The organism is Longilinea arvoryzae (genome assembly GCF_001050235.1).
Taxonomy (GTDB): domain Bacteria; phylum Chloroflexota; class Anaerolineae; order Anaerolineales; family Anaerolineaceae; genus Longilinea; species Longilinea arvoryzae.
The window spans coordinates 105,722-122,647 of sequence record NZ_DF967973.1; the positions used below are offsets into that span (position 1 = coordinate 105,722).

Genomic DNA, 16,926 nt, shown 5'->3' on the forward strand with positions numbered 1-16,926 from the left:
ATAGGAATTTTCGGGCTAATCAGCCTGCGCACATCTTATCGTCTGCGACCCTGAATTTCACTACCCCTCACATCATAAAGGAACGCATCCATGAAACATGCTTTGCAACTGCAGAGATTATTCTGCGGCGCATTGGTCCTGGTATTGTTAACGGCCTGCGGCCTTGCGCCGCAATCGAAAAATTCAGATCCCCTGATCGTTTACGACTGGGTGGACGACCTTCCCCAGAGCCTGCTGGATGAATTCACCCGCCAGACCGGAATCAAGGTTCAAACGGAGGGCTACCAATCCCAGGAAGAAGCCGTCGAAAATGTGGCCGGGGGCTTCAAAGCCGACGTTCTGGTGCTGGACGCGGAGCAGATTGGCCCGGCCATCGAAAGCGGCGTGATCCAGCGCTTCGACAAGAGCGGCGTGCCCAACCTGGACGGCGTGATGCAGATGTTCCGCGGGTTGAGTTTCGATCCGCAGACCGAATATGCCATCCCGTTCACCTGGGGCACCAGCGGGATCATCACCACCCCCGATGCCGCACCGGTCAGCTCCTGGGCGGACCTGTTCGACACGCCCAACCGCGTGGGCGTGTGGAACGATTTTCACTATACCACCGGCGCGCTGTTGAAAGGGTTGGGTTATTCGGCCAATACCGAATCCGCCGATGAATTGAGCCAGGCCGAAGCGGCTTTCAGCATGCTCAGCCCGCGCATCGTAGTGCAGGAAGGCATCGACACCACCACCCTAACCGATCTTTTTGTCGACGACAAGATCGATGTGGCCATCGGGTATGCCCTGGATTATCAGGATGCCCGATCCTACGGCCTGGATGTGCAGTATATTCTGCCGTCTGACGGCCCCATCCTGTGGATGGACTTCTTCACCCTGCCGGCTTCCAGCCAGCGCCAGGCGGATGCCCTGAAATTCATCAATTTCATGCTCGACGCCAAAAACGCGGCCGCGTATACCCAGTCCAGTTATTACGCCACCGGAGTGGAGAAGGCAGCGGATTATCTGCCCCAGGAAATCCTGAACGATCCCTCGATCTATCCTTCCATTGAAACCCTGAACGAATCCGAGCTGTTGATGTCGCTCTCGGATGAAACCCAGAAGGAATATTTCCACCTCTGGGAACTCCTGTCCGCGTCGTCGAAAAGCACAACGAATTAAACCCGGGGACGGAGTCGATCAGGCGAATAATCTGAGTTTTCTAAAGGGGGGTCCATGATGGACCCCCCTTTAATATTAAAATTTCTTCATAAAAAAGCCCGTTCTCTTAGCTGCCTGAAGTCGTATAATCAGTTTACATCGATCAAATTAATAAATAATCACACCCTGCTTCCTGTTCATTTCCGGCGTGGAGGATGTTATGAAACGATCGAAAGGATTGCTACTGGTTCTGTTGGCCGTCTTCGCGATCCTGCTCCTGGCGGCCTGCGGCAGCACGGCGGTCACGCCTGACCCGAACGCTCCCAAACCGTCCAATTCCGGGGGAACCGGTAAGGCGCTCACCCTCACCGGCGACCCGGTCGCGGGTAAGGAAATTTTCGACCGCACCTGCGCGACCTGTCACGGTTCCGAAGGCACAGGCGGCGTGGAAAATTCCGGCGCGGCCGAGGAAGTTCCCGAACTCAAACCGGCGGACGAATTCTACAACGCCGACCCGGCTGTCTTTGCCGCCAACCTGGATCTTTTCATCGAACATGGTTCGAAACCTGAGGGCGATAACCCGACCCTGTCCATGCCGGCTTTTGGCGACGACGGCACCCTCACCGCGCAGCAAATCGCGGATGTCATCGCCTACGTCATCAGTCTGAACAAGAAATAACCGGTCACGCGGTGCAAAATAGCGAAGATAGAGCGGAAAAGAACCTTTTCTGCTCTATCTTCGCGTTTTTTATGGAGCCAGCACCCCGGCTTATGAGTCGATTCCCTCGGCCGCCGCCTGTAATTCCTCGCGTGGCGTCTGTTTGGGCAGCACGAACTTGAACCACACCACCGGTGAGAGCAGCAGGATCCCGATCACCGGCACCATGAAAGGCGCCCGCGGGCCGATTTGATCCCACAGGATGCCGCCGATCCAGGGCGCCGGGAGGGAAATCACCCCGATGCTGCTGCTGAACAACCCAAAGGCCGTGCCGCGCAGCCGGATGGGGATCGCCTTGGAAATCAGTGAGTCGTAAGCCGGCCCGAGCAGTCCGCCGCCCATGCCGAACAGGCCGAAGGAGATGACGAACCCGAGATAATCGCGCGTCAGCAGGAACAACACCATGCCGGCGGCCACCAGCAGACCACCGCCCACGATGCACACCCGCTCGCCCAGCTTATCCGACAGTCCGCCCCCCAGCAGCATGACCGCCATCGTCACTGCCGAACTGATCGAGATCAAAACGCCGATCTGTGAGTTGCTGAAATGCGCCAGGTCCTGCAGGTAGATCGGTTGGAACTGGTTGGAAACGCTGAACGAGACGTCGATCACGCCGTCCGCGACCAACATCCAGGTGACGATTCCGCCCGCCGTGACCAGCGCGATCATTTCACCCATGTTGACCTTCAACCCGCTCCAGGATAGCTTGCGGCGTTCGCCTCCTGCCCGGACGGAGCGGTCGTTGCGCGCCATCACCACCCGAATGATCGTGGCGATGGCATAGGTAATGCCGGCCACCCAGAACAGCCATTTGAATCCAAAGCGCTCCGAGAAGAACCCGCCCAGCAGCGGCCCGATGATGCCGACCACCGAGAACAGGCCTTCGGTCAGCCCGTACACCTTGCCCAATCTCTTGGGATCGGCCTGTTCGGCCACATAGGCCTGAAAGCTGGGCGCGACGAAGGAACCCGCCAGGGATGAAAAAGCCATCCCGGCCAGCACCCACCCCCAACCGTCCGCGAAGATGAAAAAGACATAACCCACTGAGGCCGCCAGGCTGCCGATGACAATGGCCTGCAGCCGGCCGATGGTATCGGAGACCCAGCCGCCCAGAATCTGGAAGGCCAGCGGCGCCAGCATGGTGACGGTGAAGGCCAACCCCACCTGCGACACGCTGGCTCCCAGGGATTTCAGGTAAAGCGGCAGGTATGGATTGAACATCCGGCTCGAAATATTGGCCAGGATCATGGTGAACAGGAACACGATCAGGGTACGCGACATCAGGGGGCGAGGAGTTGCAGAATTTTCCATGCTCTGGTTATACACAAATCACATTCGGCATCCTCCGGTAACTCGTCCGAATTTTGCCCTGGCCAGATGGGGGATTTGGGGAAACGAGAGGCGTGAAGAGTGAACCGTGATCCGAGCCGGTCTCTGACCGGCGATCCAGGTCCCCCTTCTTCTCATCCTGAACATCCTGCCCAGCCTGTTTTCCTCCGTTCCCTCGAACACGGCACACTTCCTGCTACCCCCTCCTTACTTTCGGAGGACTCACGATGAAATTGCCCACTCTGATTCGAATCTGCACCCTGGCCGCCCTAGCCGTTTCGTTGACCGCCTGCGATGTCGCCCGCTCCTTTGTCGAACAGCAGGTGCTCCCGCGCGCCAAAGAGGAGCTCAAGACAGCCGCCAACCAGGTTGTTGCAAACGTCAAGGACGAAGTCGCCGCGAAGATCGAGGAACTCGAGCCCGAGACCTTCTCCTGCGCCGCCGACCCCGCCCTGTGCCCTGAAATCAGCGATCCCGGCATGGGCAGCGCCTGGCTGCAGGTCGTTGCGCCCATCCAGAACACACCCGACCGCCGCCACCTGCTCTACTATCTGGGCGCGATCAACCAGTTCAACGTCGAAAAAAAATACGAATGCCGCTACCGGCCTTATCCCGGTAACAATTGCGCCCTGGGCACCGGCCCGGAGGAGACGCGCTGCAATATCTTCGCCGGCGATGTGATGCGCAGCCTGGGCGCGGCGCTGCCCACCAAGGGCGAGCTCGGCCTGGGTGCGGCCGGCCACGAGAACGACGACCCGATGACCGCCAACGCCGCCAGCCTGAACACCTGGTTGCTGGCCGGCAACGGCGGCTGGCGGCGCATCGATCCGGCGCTGCCGTCCGACCTGGATTTGCTGCTGGCCCACGTCCGCGCCGGCAAACCGGCCCTGGCTTCACGCAGCGATCACATCGCCGTCATCCGCCCCGACCAGTTCCTGGATAGCCTCAGCGCCGATCAAATCGGCCAGTTGCGCATCGCCCAGGCCGGCGCCATAAATGACAACAACACCTCGCTGGAAAACGGCTTCGGAACCGTCGACAGCGTGCAGATCTACATTCACGATTGATCCGGCCGCCGGAGCATTCACATTTCGCCGCCGGAACCTGCTCATCAGCTCCTCAGGCCGCCTCGTCGTACTGCTGCATATACAGCATGAACATCTCCACGACCCTGGGATCGAAATGCGTGCCGCTTTGCGAGAGAATATACGGCAGCACCGCGTCCCGCGGCCAGGCCACCCGGTAGATGCGGTCCGTGCTGAGCGCGTCCCACACGTCGATGACGGCAAAAATCCGCGCCGCCAGGGGAATCTCCTCGCCGGATAATCTGCGCGGGTAGCCTTCTCCATTCCACCACTCATGGTGGTAAAGCGGGATGTCCATGGCGTTATGTAAGAATCCAATGTCCTTGAGGAATTCACCTGCCAGGTCCGGGTGCAGGCGCATGGTTTCCCATTCCTGTTCGTCCAGTGAACCCGGCTTGAGCAGAATGGAATCGGGAATGCCCATTTTACCGATATCGTGCAGCAGTGCGCCGCGGTGGATGTGTTCCATTTCTTCTTCCGGCACGCCCATGAAACGCGCCAGTTCGACCGTCATATCCGCCACCCGCAGGCTGTGGCCGCGGGTCTCGTGATCGCGCATGTCCAGCGCCCTGGCCCAGCCTTCGATGGTGGCGTTATAGGCCTCCACCAGATCGCGATTCTTCCTTTGCAGGTTCTTGAACATGCTCAAGGTCGAAAGCGCCACCGCTCCCTGGCGCGCCAGTGTCTCGAACATGCGCGCCCAATCCGTGTCCGGCGCGATTTCCTGGCGGTTGAACACTTCCACCGCGCCCAACGGCTCGCCCTGGGCGATCAGGGGCGCCGAATAACCGCACTGGTAGGCGCATTTCTCCATCCAGGCCGCCTCGACATCCCCCGGAACGACGGGTTGAGCCTGGAAGGTCTTCACCTTTTTCCTCAGGGAATCGTCGATATCGATGCCCCAGGTGATCGCGTTTTCGGATGGAAGACCGTTGGCCTGCGCCACTTCGAGGTGGTGGTTGTTGGCGGCCGGCAGCCAGATGACCGCCGCGTCCACATTGAGTTGCTTGCGGAATTGCTCGAGCAGCACGTTCAACACATCGCCTTCGTTGAAGGTCGAAACGATGGCGGTGTCGATTTCGCGCAGGGATTGGAGTTGCGAGAGGCGTTTCTCAACCTCAGCGTACAGCAGCGCGTTTTCATAGGCGATCGCGGCCGAACTGGCCACCAGCCCCATCATATCGATTCTTTCCGCGGTAAAGCATTGCCCGTCCAGGCTGTGAATTTCGAGCACGGCCATGACTGTGTCATTGCGCTGCGCCGGAAGGATCAAAGTCGACCCCCTGCGCGCGGCCTCGAAAGAGTCGCTCGCGGCCGGTAGAGGTTCTTCGATCAATTGAATTTCCTGCGTCTCCAGCCCTTTTAGAATCGCGGGCGGAACCACGCCTGGATCCTCTGGCGACAGGGAGAAACCGTCGTAACGCAGCCCCAGGACGTGCTCGATTTTGCCCGTGGGCAGGCGCCGCTGCCAGATGGAAACGCTTTCCAATCCATCGAAGGTGGCCAGCAGCGATTCGACCAGCCGCAGGTGGATTTCATTCAGGTCGAGGGTTTCGGCCAGGGTCCGGCCGATGGCTTCCACTGCTTCGATCTGGCGGGCATATTCGCGGGTTTGTTCGAAGAGGCTGACCCTCCGCATGGTATTGGAGGTCAAATCCGCCAATGATTCCAGCAGCAGATCGTCCGAATGCGAAAAGGGCGTCTTGCGGCCTACCAGCAACGCGCCGATCAGCCTGTTTTCATGCAGGATGCGTACTCCGCCAAACTCGTGCACCTCGAAGGTGGGTTGAATCTGCTGGATATCCAGGATGGCTGTAATCACATCCGTCGTGACGATCTTGTGATCCCTGAAATAATCCTCCAGCCGGATGCCCATCTTGGCGAAAGTTCGCCCGTGGTCGGGAATCCAGTCGCCGGTTGCCTGATAGAGGTAGACCCGTTCCGACCTTGGATCCTTGAGCATCAGCGCCGTGGCGTCCGCCTGAAACATCTGGTGGACCCATTCGAGCAGAATGGGCACGCTTTCCTGAACCGAAATCGTGGTTCGCAGTGAGTTGCTGATCTGGTTCAGGCCTTCGATCACGCGTTCGCGTTCCGCGCGGTCGGAGATATCCCGCATCAGGAACGTGTAAATCGGATTGCCTTCATTCTGGACGGCTTCGACATATACGGCCACCGGCAGCCGGCTGCCGTCATCCCGCAGCAGCATGGTATTGAACGTGGCCCCATTCTGCTGGAGACGTTGCCAGGTCTCGGCATCCCGCAGATCGAGGGATAATTCGAGCAGGTCGTTGATATGGTGATTTTCCATCAGGTGTTCACGCGAAAAGCCGAACGTTTTTACGGCGGCCTGATTGGCTTCGATAATTGTCAACCCCGGATAATTGGTGAAGACGATGATTTCGCGTGAATTCTTGGCCAGCAGGCTGAAATACTGGTCGCTGGAGCGCTGGCGCCTGATGGCCCGCGCCAGGCGTTGGATCAACAGGCAGACGATGATCGCGGCCATCGAACCGCACACGGCAAAGACCGCCAGGAACATGGTCGTGGCCTGCATGCCGTCGGCATAGATGGTGCGCAGGCGGGTGAAACCGACCACGAAGTTTTCGGAATTGTCGAGGTCGGCGATGCGCACCGTCCCCGCGATTTGATTCTCGGGCAGATCGGTTACCGCGAACGTCCTGACGACGTTATTCAGGACGGCCTCGGATTCCGGCAATCCGGCCGGGACCAGGTGAATGTTGAAGAGCAGGTCGTCCGACAATTCCGCCAGGTGATCCTCGTTCAGGGGGCGTCCCATGATCATGGTGCCGCGAATGGGTCCCTGCAAGTTCGAATCGACCACCGCGCGCGCGGCCAGGGCGACCGGCCCATCCGGCAAAATCACGTAGCCGGCGCGAACGCTGGTGATATCTCCCGCGACCAGGTAGGCCTTATGGCTCAGGATCACGGACAGCGTATCCTCCGGGATCGCAGTAAGCTTCGAATCGCCCGACCGATGGTAGATGCTCTTGACGACGTCCCCATTCCGATCGAGGATCAGCAGGTAATTGATCCCCAGGTTATCCAGGCTGACCGGAATGTAATTGACATCGATGTATGCGTTGTTCCTGGTTTCCAGATATTCGCAGGTATCGTCCCAGGCGGCGTAATCCCCCACCGTGATACTCAATCGGTTCAGCTCTTCATGGATCGCTTTTTCGACGCGAACCGTGTCCTGCGCAACGGCATGATTTTCGAGGAAGCGGAAGTCATCCAATAGTCGGTGGGCGTTCAATCCGACCGCTGCGAAGATCAGTATCAGCAGTAGGAAGATCAGAATGAGTGAACGTCGTTCGAAAGATAATTTCATCTGCAGCGATAATCCCCTCTGCCTTGGGACGACTCCGATTAACAAAGGGCCGCCGTCAGGTGGAAACCTGCCGGCGGAATAACCAACCGCCAGTGAATGTCATGGGGCCTCGGTGGGGCAGCTGTTGCAAACCGAACTATTCAGTTACGAACTCGCTTTGGAAATTATCTTCCCCCAATTTTCCACAAATACAGGTTTATTTTAATTGATTTGCAAGGCCTGTCACCTTACAATCTACTGATAAATTTCAAACAGAAGTAAGCACAATAGGAACAGGCCGGCCGGGCGGCCCGGCCTTTTCGGATATTTCCCGGAAAAATTCATTTGACTATAATGGCTATGCGCAGTTATCGACACCCCCCGGTAACCGCTCCTGGCCGCACCTCGAATCTCGTTCCCCTTTATAATAGAGATATGCCTTCCATCCATGAAGCCATCGAGGCCTTCAAAACCAACGTCCAGTTTCGCAATCCAAACACCCGCCGCCTCTACCACCGCGGCATCGACGCTTTTGGCGAATTTATTGCCGCCAACGGCTCGCTGGACGCGCCCATCCAGTCCCTCGCCAGAGACGCCACCGCCGCCTTCAACGGCTGGATGGCCAGGGACAAGGGCTACGCCGCGCCCACCCAGCGCCTGTACGCCGCCGTGCTGCGCGCCGCGCTGCGCTACTGGCGCGCCAACTTCGACGGCTGGATCCGTTTCACCCGCGAGCAGGAGCAGGAGGCCGCGCGCACCTCGCTCATCGGCGAACTCGACGACGCCGAACCGCGCCACGCCCGCCTGCCCGAGGACTTTGGCAACCGCATGCTGAAGGCCGCGCTCGAAATCCCTGTCCCGGCCGAGCCGCACGCCCGCCTGGACGTTCTGCGCCTGCGCGCGCTGATCGCCGTGCTGCGCGCTTCGGCGTTGCGCATCGGCGATGCGCTGCGCCTGACCCGCGCTGACCTGGCCGACGCCGCGGCCCAAAACGGCCGCCTGGAAGTCAAAATGGAAAAGACCGGCCTGACCGCCCACATCCGCCTGGGCGAAGCGACCCTCGAATTCGTTCAAACCTACCTGGCCGCGCGGGATGACAACTCGCCCTGGCTGTTCATCCAGCACGGCAAGAGCAACCGGCGCCGCAAGAACAGCCCGGCCTTCTTCCGCTCGGCGCGCCGGGGCTACGGCGCGCGCCTTTCCACCACCTCGGGCTGGCGGCTGGTGCAGGGGCTGGCCGCCGGCGCCGGCCTGGACCGCAGCGCGCAGTTCACCTCGCCGCACGCCTTCCGCCACTGGCACGCCCAGCGCCTGATCGACCAGGGCGTCGCCCTGGAGAACGTCCAGGCCGTGCTGGGTCACTCCACCCCGGCCACCACCCGTGCCGTCTACGCCCCCGAGCCCGACCGCCGCGCTATCGACGACGCGGAGAAGAAGTTGCAGGAATAGTGGTTAGCTGTTAGCGGCTAGCCATTAGCGGCCTGCCTTGAAAGGGTTAGCTGTTGGCGGCCCGCGCAGTGAATGGTGGATTTCGGGATGCGGACGCCGTTGACAATCCACGATTTCTGATCAGGAGACATTTGAGAAAAACCTGCCCTGAAAGCCCCTTTTTCATGGCTCAACCCGCTATTTCGATTTACGTCAGACCGAAAAAATAATTTCCAATGTGCGGATGATGCAAAATGGAGGAAATTATGCTAAGGTTAGGTGAATACAGCCACAACCATCTTCCAGCCGGAGCGAACCTGTTGGCAAAATTGAATCGATTTAGAACCCCCGGCCCACATCATTAACGGTAGCACACACAAAAGGAGGTTCAGCATGGCTCACTTGATCTACTCGGCGATCTCGTCACTCGACGGTTACATCGAGGACATGCAGGGCAAGTTTGACTGGGCAGCGCCGGACGAGGAAGTGCATCGATTTATCAACGACCTCGAACGGGCGGCCGGCACCTATCTTTATGGACGGCGCATGTATGAAACCATGATGGTTTGGGAGACCGATCCCGGTTTCGCCGCTGATTCTCCAATCACGCGCGACTTTGCAGAGATATGGCAGGCCGCCAACAAAATCGTGTACTCCAGGACACTGGGGACGGTATCCACCCGCAAAACGCAGCTTGAACGAACCTTCGATCCGGAAGCCATTCGACAATTGAAAGAGACAGTCGAACAGGATATCCTCATCGGTGGTCCCGGGCTTGCCGCGCATGCCTTTCGGGCAGGGTTGATCGATGAGTGTCAATTGTTCTTCACGCCCATCCTTGTGGGAGGTGGCAAACCATCCCTCCCTGACAACGTTCGAATGGCGCTCGAACTGTTGGAGGAACGCCGCTTTGGCAGCGGTGTGGTTTTCCTCCGTTATCGAACAAGGCCGGCAGGCCAGGCAGGGTAGACCGGCGCAGGTGAAGGATGGATTGCGGGGACGCCAAGGCCGGTGAAAGCCGGCGGCGGGTTGTCCCCTCAATCCAGCCTACGAAAACTGTATAACAGCTCGAACCCTCGAACCTCACGGATTGTCACAACACGCCCGGCGTTCCGCGGTCCTCGCAACCAGATAAACCCATCCAAGGCGCGCGGTCTGGAGACCGGCGCCATCAATACATGTTGCTTACCTTCTACTACTTAGTGTGACCAATTAGGACAAGGATTTTCTTGATGGTACAACTGTCCGCTGCAACGGCGGTCAATCCGGACCCCTCCCTGCCCTCCCCATTTTTAAGAAAAAATGGGGAGGGGAAGATGCAGATAAATGGTTCTTGTAGATAAATTTCCCCCTTTTCCAGGGCTCATTATTCCTTCCCACATTTCCTTCATGGGCTTCTTCTTTCCCCCATTTCTTCATCGGTATATCCCCTTCTTTCCCCCATTTCTTCATCGGTATATTCTTCTTTCCCCCCAATTTCTTCTTAGAAATGGGGGGACTAAGGGGGGTCCGACTCAACCGCCGCTTCGATCGCCAGCAGCACCCCCTCAATCTCATTCATCACCTGATGATTCCAAAAACGCAGCACCCGGTAGTCCCTACGCCCCCCTCTACGATCCTGATCCCACCGCCGGTCAGGCCGTACAACTCGTAGACCAGCGCGTCGATCTCGCGATCGGTGTAGGCGATCTGGCGCTGCAGCTCTTTTTCCTGCGGCGAGCCGGCTGCCGCCAGGCGCTTGTGCAGCCCGAGTTGGAAGCGTTGGACGAGATCGCAGATGGAATCGGGTGCTGGCATGAGTGTCTCCGGGATGGGATGAGATGATTATAGCATTGCAGGAGAATTACAAAGCGGAATTTTTTTAGTCGGTTGGATGGGCTGCCAACGATTACTGGCTGCTCCACCAAGGCTCTGGTCGGAGACCGGGAAGATCAGGCGCACGGTCGGCCCTCACCAAGGCAAGCGACCGGCGCCATCAATAGAGCCGGGGAGGGTTTGATTGCCCGGTAAATTCAAGCCGTTGCCTGTACGAACCGGGGAGGGTTTGATGGTCCTGTGAATTGAGGCCGGTGCCTGTACGAACCCTCCCCTACATCTGCTAACTGCTAATCGCTAATGGCTTTTCGTCAATGACGTTTGAATTTCGGGAGAAACCTTCCGGTCGTTTTCATATAGTCGAGGTACGCGGCACCAAAATGTTCGATCAGCATCTTTTCTTCCTTCGAGATTCGCGGCGCTGTCCACAGGATGACCACGACCGCAAAGGCCGCAAAAATCGCATGCGCCGTATCTAACGCCAGACCCGCTGACCAGAAAATCATGGCGCTGTAAATCGGATGCCGCATCACCCGGTAAGGTCCGGAAGTGACCAATCGATGCTCTTTCTGTATTTTTAGATTCACAGACCAGTAGCGGTCCAGAATTTCCTGCGCGTAGATCCAGAAGAACAGGCAGATGGACGAGAGAATGACGCCCGCCCATCTCCATGCGTACGGTATCGGAAACTGAAACCGGGAACTGGGGATCGGGAAAAAAGAATAGAAAACAAGCGCCGCTGCCAGCAGAATGCCGGCAATGACCCTGAACACGAACCAGAACTTACCTTCGTTTTCAATCGCTTCGTGATCCGGAGTCAGTTTGACGCCGGATTTTTTTGCCCTCAATGCCGGAAGTACGCGATTAAAGATCATGATGAACATCAGTTGGGCCCAGAAAACGATCCTGAATGTCAGTTCTGCATTCATCCTGATCCACTCATTTCTGCTGATTTTCCTATACAGATCGTCGATTCACTTTCCATGGATCATTACCGCTCCCTCAACCACCGGGCCAACTCAGCGCTGGCGCCGTCTGCGATCATCTCCCGATCTGCCCAAATTCGATAGGTTGTGATATTCAGCCCGGCCTCGTCCACCAATCGCATCGCCTGGGCGGCCTGCTCCTCCAAGATCATGCGCGCGTATCCCCACCCGCTCACCAGCGTGCCGAGATCGCTGTAATCGGCGTTGTTGGTCACGATCCAGATGGCCGCCTGCTCCACGTCATAATCGACCCCGGCGGCTTCCAAAACCGGCATCAGCATGGAGAGCGCGTTCGATCCCGAGCGCTGCAGCGAAAAGCCGGTATCACTGCCAGGCACATCGTCCTCCATTTCGGCGCAGGCCGCATCCAGGATCGTGCTGAGGAGATCGTTGGGTTCCACCTGAACAACCTGCGAGTGGCGTACCACCATGTTCTGTTCGCCGCCGGCCGCCGCAACGAAATAAGTGCCGGCTGGGATCTCCACATCCAGAAGCTCATCGATCAGATTTTCGATGTCCAGGTCCAGCTCGTCGATTCCCCGACCGGTCGCCTGGACGGAAATGCTTCCTTCGGCGATCAGATCCATGATGTTGCCCCGGCGTTCCACCGGCGGCGGTCCGCTGGCGACCAGGAGCGCGGTGGCGATATACGCGTCGAGTTGGTCATGCAAATGCTCTCTGGCCTCTTCGGTCATCTGAGTCGCATCCGCGATGAGCTCCGTCGCCTCGCCTTGCCGTTCGGCCAGGCTGCGCGCGAAGGCATCTGCATACCCATCCAGGGGCGCATCTTTATGCGGCGACAGGGAATAGAATCCGGTTCTCAACCAGGGCTTCATCGACTCGGCGTGGGTAAAATAATCCACCAACGCGCCAACTTCCGGCCGGGCGCTGGTGACCGCGGCCAGATTGCCCCAAATAATGAGCGGCTGCCCGTAAGATTCATCAATCGGCGGCAGAAGGAACCAATCGAAATTCTCGCCGTAGACGGCCGAAACCGGAAAGCTCGACGCGGAGTAGCTCCAATCGGCGAACAACCAGCAGCCTGGCGGCTCTTCGAAAAGCGGCGCCACGATCCGGTCCGACCAGAAGGTTTCAGGGGTTGCATCTGGATCGTGGTACACGTAACCCTCGTGATTCCATAACGTCGACAGGATCTTCAACGCGTCCTGGATCTCGGCAGATTCGAAATCGAGGGCGCCGGCAGCCATGGCCTCATAGACCCGGCGAGGCCGGGTTCGCAGCAGGATATCTTCCAACCAAAAGGTCGTAGTCCATTCGGTGCGATCGGTATACTCAAGGCCTACGCACCAGGGCGTGCCCCCACCGGCGACAATCTGGTCGGATAACGCGATCAAATCGTTCCAGCTTCCGGGAATCGAATAGCCAGCCGCCTCGAAATCATCTTTGGCGTAGAAGACCACTCTCCCGGATTCATAGGTATGCCAGACTCCGGCCATGATCTCGCCGCTGGAGCCCGGCAGCATGGCCAACTCCAGCCATGCCGCGTCATAACGTTCGCGCAAGAGGCGCTCGTCCAACAAATCCCGCACGTCAAGAAAGACGCCTTCAGAGGCCAAATCCTTCAATGTGCCATATTCATTGAGAACGATTACGTCTGCGAGCCCGCCAGACTGTTCATCGGTCCGGATGCGGTTGGCATAAGTCTCCCCGAAATCGGCGCTCAATTCCAGATCGACCTGAATGTTGGTTTGCTCCCGGAAGGTTTGGATCGCTTGAGCAAAGGGATCTTCCGCTTCATTTACGGATGCCTGCGCGAGCATGCTGACTTTGCGCCCGCTGAACTCACCGGCCAGCGCGCGTTCATATAGATTTTCACCGATTTCCGCCGTTGCCGCCCGCTGGGGTTGGGCTGTGACGGGGAGCATCAGCCCCGACGCAGTGACTTCGACCGCCTCTTTTTCCATTACAATGCCGGTAGGTTGTCGGGTGGGTTGGGTGGAGCCCTGTTTTTTGAACAACAGCGAAGCGCCGGCGATGCAAATCACGACCGCTCCGATGATCAACATGGAAATACAGCCCTTCGAGAGCTTGGTGGAACCCGGGCTGGGCGCTGACTGCTGCACCCGCCGCGTCCCGGAAAAATAAACGCCGCAGTGCGGGCAGCTGATCGCGCCCTTGCTGACCGGTTTACCGCACCGGCCGCAGGTGAACGTCTCGTGGTACATACCGCCACCTCCCCACTCGTCTGTCGGATCGCAGGGTCGTTGACCCGGGTTTTATCGCGCTGATCTTTCCCCCGAAGATCCACTCCGCGGTTTAAAAAAAGCCGCTTTCGGATAGCGGCTTTTACCTGTGCGCAGTTAAGTGCATTTTGAAATTGTGATCGCCTGCGATTGAGCACGAATCGCTTATGAACTCAATATAGGCAAAAGGAAATGCCGAGTCAAGAACCAATTTATCGCAAACCCGGTCCTATACCATAACCCGCTTCACGTCTCACTCTTCACCCCCCATTCCCTTGACAAATCTACGCAATAGAATAAAATCATTTCGATATTCATGATAATGTTCTCAAGGAGGTAACAATGACAGAGAACCCAAATACATCCTACGCGGTCCTGCTCGAGTTTTTCAAAGCCCTGGCCGACGCCAACCGGCTGAAAATGATCGGCTTCCTGGCCGAAAAGCCGCGTTCGGTGGGCGAACTGGCCGACCTGCTCGGGTTGAGCGTCTCGACCACCTCGCACCATTTATCCTATCTGACCCACGTCGAGCTGGTCTCGGCCCGCGCCGACGGGCACTATTACATCTACTCGCTGCACACCGAAAAGCTGGCCGAGCTGGCCCAGTCTCTGCGCACCGATCTGGTGGTCGCGCCGCAGGCCGCGCCCGAAGAAGGCGACGCCTTCGAACGCAAGGTGCTCAAATCCTTCACCAATGCTGAGGGCCGCATCACGGCCTTCCCCGCCCAGGAGAAGAAATGGGCGGTGCTGCTGCACTACGCGCTCAAAGCCTTCGAGCCCGGCCGGCGCTACACCGAGAAGGAGGTCAATGAGATCCTGCAGCGCTTCAATCAGGATACCGCTTCCATCCGGCGCGGCTTCATTGAATATCACCTGATGGAACGCGACGCGGCCGGTACAGCATACTGGCTGAAGAGCGATTAGGTTTTAGCTGTTAGCTGTTGGCTGTTAGCGATCAGCAGTTAACCGGAGCGTTTTGAAATCCGCACCACCCGCAGAGTGTCCCCCATTTTCGCAGAAACTGGGGGAAGATGGGGTGGTGCGGGTGGCGTCCGGCTGAGGGTAAAACGCGGTAAAATCGAGTATCATTGCAATTGGCGATTAGCGATTAGCCATTAGCGATTTGCGGCCTGAGGTGGAAGGGTTGGCGATTTCTGCAACCAGAAATCAAAAATCAGCAATCAGCAATTCTTCGCATTCTACATTCAGCATTCTTCTTCCCGAGGTTCTCCCATGTCCGACTCTTTCTCCACCCCGCAGTGGGTTCACGACGCGGTTTTTTACCAGATTTTCCCCGACCGGTTCGCCATCAGCCCGAAACTGAGCAAACCCGACAATCTGGAAGCCTGGGATGCCGCCCCCACCGTGCACGGCTACAAGGGCGGCGATCTGCTGGGCGTGGCCGAACACATGGATTACCTGCACGACCTGGGCATCGACGCCATCTACTTCACCCCGGTCTTCCAGTCGGCCTCCAACCACCGCTACCATACCCACGATTATTACCAGATCGATCCGCTGCTGGGCGGGCGGCCGGCCTTCGACGCAATGTTAAAGGAAGCGCACCGGCGCGGCATCCGCGTGGTGCTGGACGGCGTGTTCAACCACGCCTCGCGCGGTTTCTTCCAGTTCAACGACATCCTCGAAAACGAGGCCGCCTCGCCCTACCTGAACTGGTTCAAGATCAAGGGCTACCCGCTCAACGCCTACGCCGGCCAGCCCAACTACGGCTGCTGGGTCGATCTGCCGGCCCTGCCCGAGTTCAACCACGCCAATCCGCAGGTGCAGCGCTTCATCTTCGACGTGGCCCGTTACTGGATCGATCAGGGCATCGACGGCTGGCGCCTGGACGTGCCGTTCTGCTTCGGCGACGACGCCTTCTGGCAGGAATTTCGCCGTGTCGTCAAGTCCGCCAACCCCGAGGCCTACATCACCGGCGAGATTCCCTGGGATGCCACCCGCTGGCTGCGTGGCGATCAGTTCGACGGCGTGATGAATTACCTGCTCAGTTATGCCTGCTGGGGCTTCTTCGGCAATCAGAAGCTGGATGGGTACGCCCTGGGTCAATGGCAGGACGCCGGGCACGGCCGGGATTGGATCAGGCCCGGCGCCGGGGACTTTGCCCGCTCGGTGACGAACCTGCTGGAACGCTACCCGCGCCCGGCGGTGCTGGCGCAGCTCAACCTGCTCGACAGCCACGATACGGCCCGCATCCTGACCATTTTCAAGGGCGACCGGGATGCCTTCCGTCTGGCCGAGACCTTCCTCTTCACCTACCCTGGCGCGCCCTGCATCTACTACGGCAACGAGATCGGTCTGGAGGGCGGCCAGGACCCCGACAGCCGGCGGGCCTTCCCCTGGGATGAAAGCCGCTGGGATGCGGATTTGCGGGCTTATATTCAGAAACTAACGGCTATACGAAAATCCCATCCCGCGCTGCGCGACGGAGACTTTAAAATCCTGTCCGCCAACGGCGATTGCGTCGTTTATCTGCGCGCCCTGGGCGCCGAACGCATCGTCTGCGCCGTCAACCGCGGCGCGGGCAGCGTCTCACTCGACCTCGATCTCACCGCCGAGCTTGAGGATACCTGTACATTGCGCGAGCTGCTGCGCGGCGGCGAGACCCGCCTGCAGAACGGCCGCCTTGCATTCAACCTGCCGCCCAAGAGCGCAGCGGTTTGGGAAAACGTCCTGACCGGCCTGTAGGTCCCGCATCCTGCTCGGGCGGCGGTCCGGCCTCACCAATCGAAATTGATTCCGGTTTATCCCGGTTCTCCGCAGCGAGGTTTCCATGCTTTTCAGATCCAGGGTTGTTTGGATTGTCCTCCTTTTACTCATCCCACTGGCCGCCTGCAACAGCCCGGCCGCGATCGAGGAAGCAACCCCAACC

13 protein-coding genes are annotated in these 16,926 nt (G+C 58.5%); 7 read left to right on the plus strand and 6 right to left on the minus strand.

Annotated features, from left to right (window positions below):
- The first annotated feature begins 90 nt into the window (after nt 1-90).
- Together LARV_RS18985 and LARV_RS18990 are read left to right on the plus strand one after the other, a co-directional pair.
- Nucleotides 91-1,161, plus strand: a complete 1,071-nt coding sequence (locus LARV_RS18985) for an ABC transporter substrate-binding protein (protein ID WP_075075390.1) — start codon at nt 91-93, stop codon at nt 1,159-1,161.
- 199 nt (nt 1,162-1,360) lie between these two features.
- Nucleotides 1,361-1,819 (plus strand): c-type cytochrome, encoded by a 459-nt coding sequence (locus tag LARV_RS18990; RefSeq protein ID WP_075075391.1) that lies wholly within the window; start codon nt 1,361-1,363, stop codon nt 1,817-1,819.
- A gap of 90 nt (nt 1,820-1,909) precedes the next feature.
- Here LARV_RS18990 and LARV_RS18995 read toward each other — a convergent pair whose 3' ends face one another.
- A complete protein-coding gene (locus tag LARV_RS18995) occupies nt 1,910-3,169 on the minus strand; it encodes an MFS transporter (protein ID WP_083522773.1) in 1,260 nt (419 codons plus the stop codon).
- A 245-nt stretch (nt 3,170-3,414) separates the two neighbouring features.
- On the opposite strand from LARV_RS18995, the gene LARV_RS19000 reads away from it, so the two are divergent.
- A complete protein-coding gene (locus LARV_RS19000; RefSeq protein ID WP_075075393.1) occupies nt 3,415-4,254 on the plus strand; it encodes a hypothetical protein in 840 nt (279 codons plus the stop codon).
- 52 nt (nt 4,255-4,306) lie between these two features.
- Here the strand turns inward: LARV_RS19000 and LARV_RS19005 are convergent, their stop codons facing one another.
- The gene (locus LARV_RS19005) at nt 4,307-7,624 is read right to left on the minus strand and encodes an HD domain-containing phosphohydrolase (RefSeq protein ID WP_075075394.1); all 3,318 of its coding nucleotides are present in this window, start codon (nt 7,622-7,624) and stop codon (nt 4,307-4,309) included.
- Nucleotides 7,625-8,038: 414 nt separating this feature from the next.
- Here LARV_RS19005 and LARV_RS19010 point away from each other — a divergent pair, with 414 nt between their 5' ends.
- Entirely contained in the window at nt 8,039-9,052 is a 1,014-nt protein-coding gene (locus LARV_RS19010) for a tyrosine-type recombinase/integrase (protein WP_075075395.1), read from the plus strand.
- Nucleotides 9,053-9,424: 372 nt separating this feature from the next.
- Nucleotides 9,425-10,000, plus strand: a complete 576-nt coding sequence (locus LARV_RS19015; protein WP_075075396.1) for a dihydrofolate reductase family protein — start codon at nt 9,425-9,427, stop codon at nt 9,998-10,000.
- 529 nt (nt 10,001-10,529) lie between these two features.
- Here LARV_RS19015 and LARV_RS20990 read toward each other — a convergent pair.
- From LARV_RS20990 to LARV_RS19030, 4 genes are all read right to left on the minus strand, one after another.
- Complete coding sequence (locus LARV_RS20990; protein ID WP_407936376.1) at nt 10,530-10,592, minus strand: hypothetical protein; 63 nt, start codon at nt 10,590-10,592, stop codon at nt 10,530-10,532.
- Nucleotides 10,592-10,828: a hypothetical protein gene (locus tag LARV_RS19020; protein WP_075075397.1), complete on the minus strand. Its 237-nt coding sequence runs from the start codon at nt 10,826-10,828 to the stop codon at nt 10,592-10,594. Before LARV_RS19020 ends, LARV_RS20990 begins: the two co-directional genes overlap by 1 nt.
- 329 nt (nt 10,829-11,157) lie before the next feature.
- Nucleotides 11,158-11,775: a methyltransferase family protein gene (locus LARV_RS19025; RefSeq protein ID WP_075075398.1), complete on the minus strand. Its 618-nt coding sequence runs from the start codon at nt 11,773-11,775 to the stop codon at nt 11,158-11,160.
- Between the two features lie 62 nt (nt 11,776-11,837).
- The gene (locus LARV_RS19030; RefSeq protein WP_075075399.1) at nt 11,838-14,018 is read right to left on the minus strand and encodes an extracellular solute-binding protein; all 2,181 of its coding nucleotides are present in this window, start codon (nt 14,016-14,018) and stop codon (nt 11,838-11,840) included.
- Nucleotides 14,019-14,378: 360 nt separating this feature from the next.
- On the opposite strand from LARV_RS19030, the gene LARV_RS19035 reads away from it, so the two are divergent.
- Both LARV_RS19035 and LARV_RS19040 read left to right on the plus strand, forming a co-directional pair.
- Complete coding sequence (locus tag LARV_RS19035) at nt 14,379-14,960, plus strand: DUF2087 domain-containing protein (RefSeq protein ID WP_075075400.1); 582 nt, start codon at nt 14,379-14,381, stop codon at nt 14,958-14,960.
- Nucleotides 14,961-15,269: 309 nt separating this feature from the next.
- Nucleotides 15,270-16,742 carry a glycoside hydrolase family 13 protein gene (locus tag LARV_RS19040; protein WP_075075401.1) on the plus strand — a complete coding sequence of 491 codons (1,473 nt, stop codon included), beginning with the start codon at nt 15,270-15,272 and terminating at the stop codon, nt 16,740-16,742.
- The last annotated feature ends 184 nt before the right edge of the window (nt 16,743-16,926 follow it).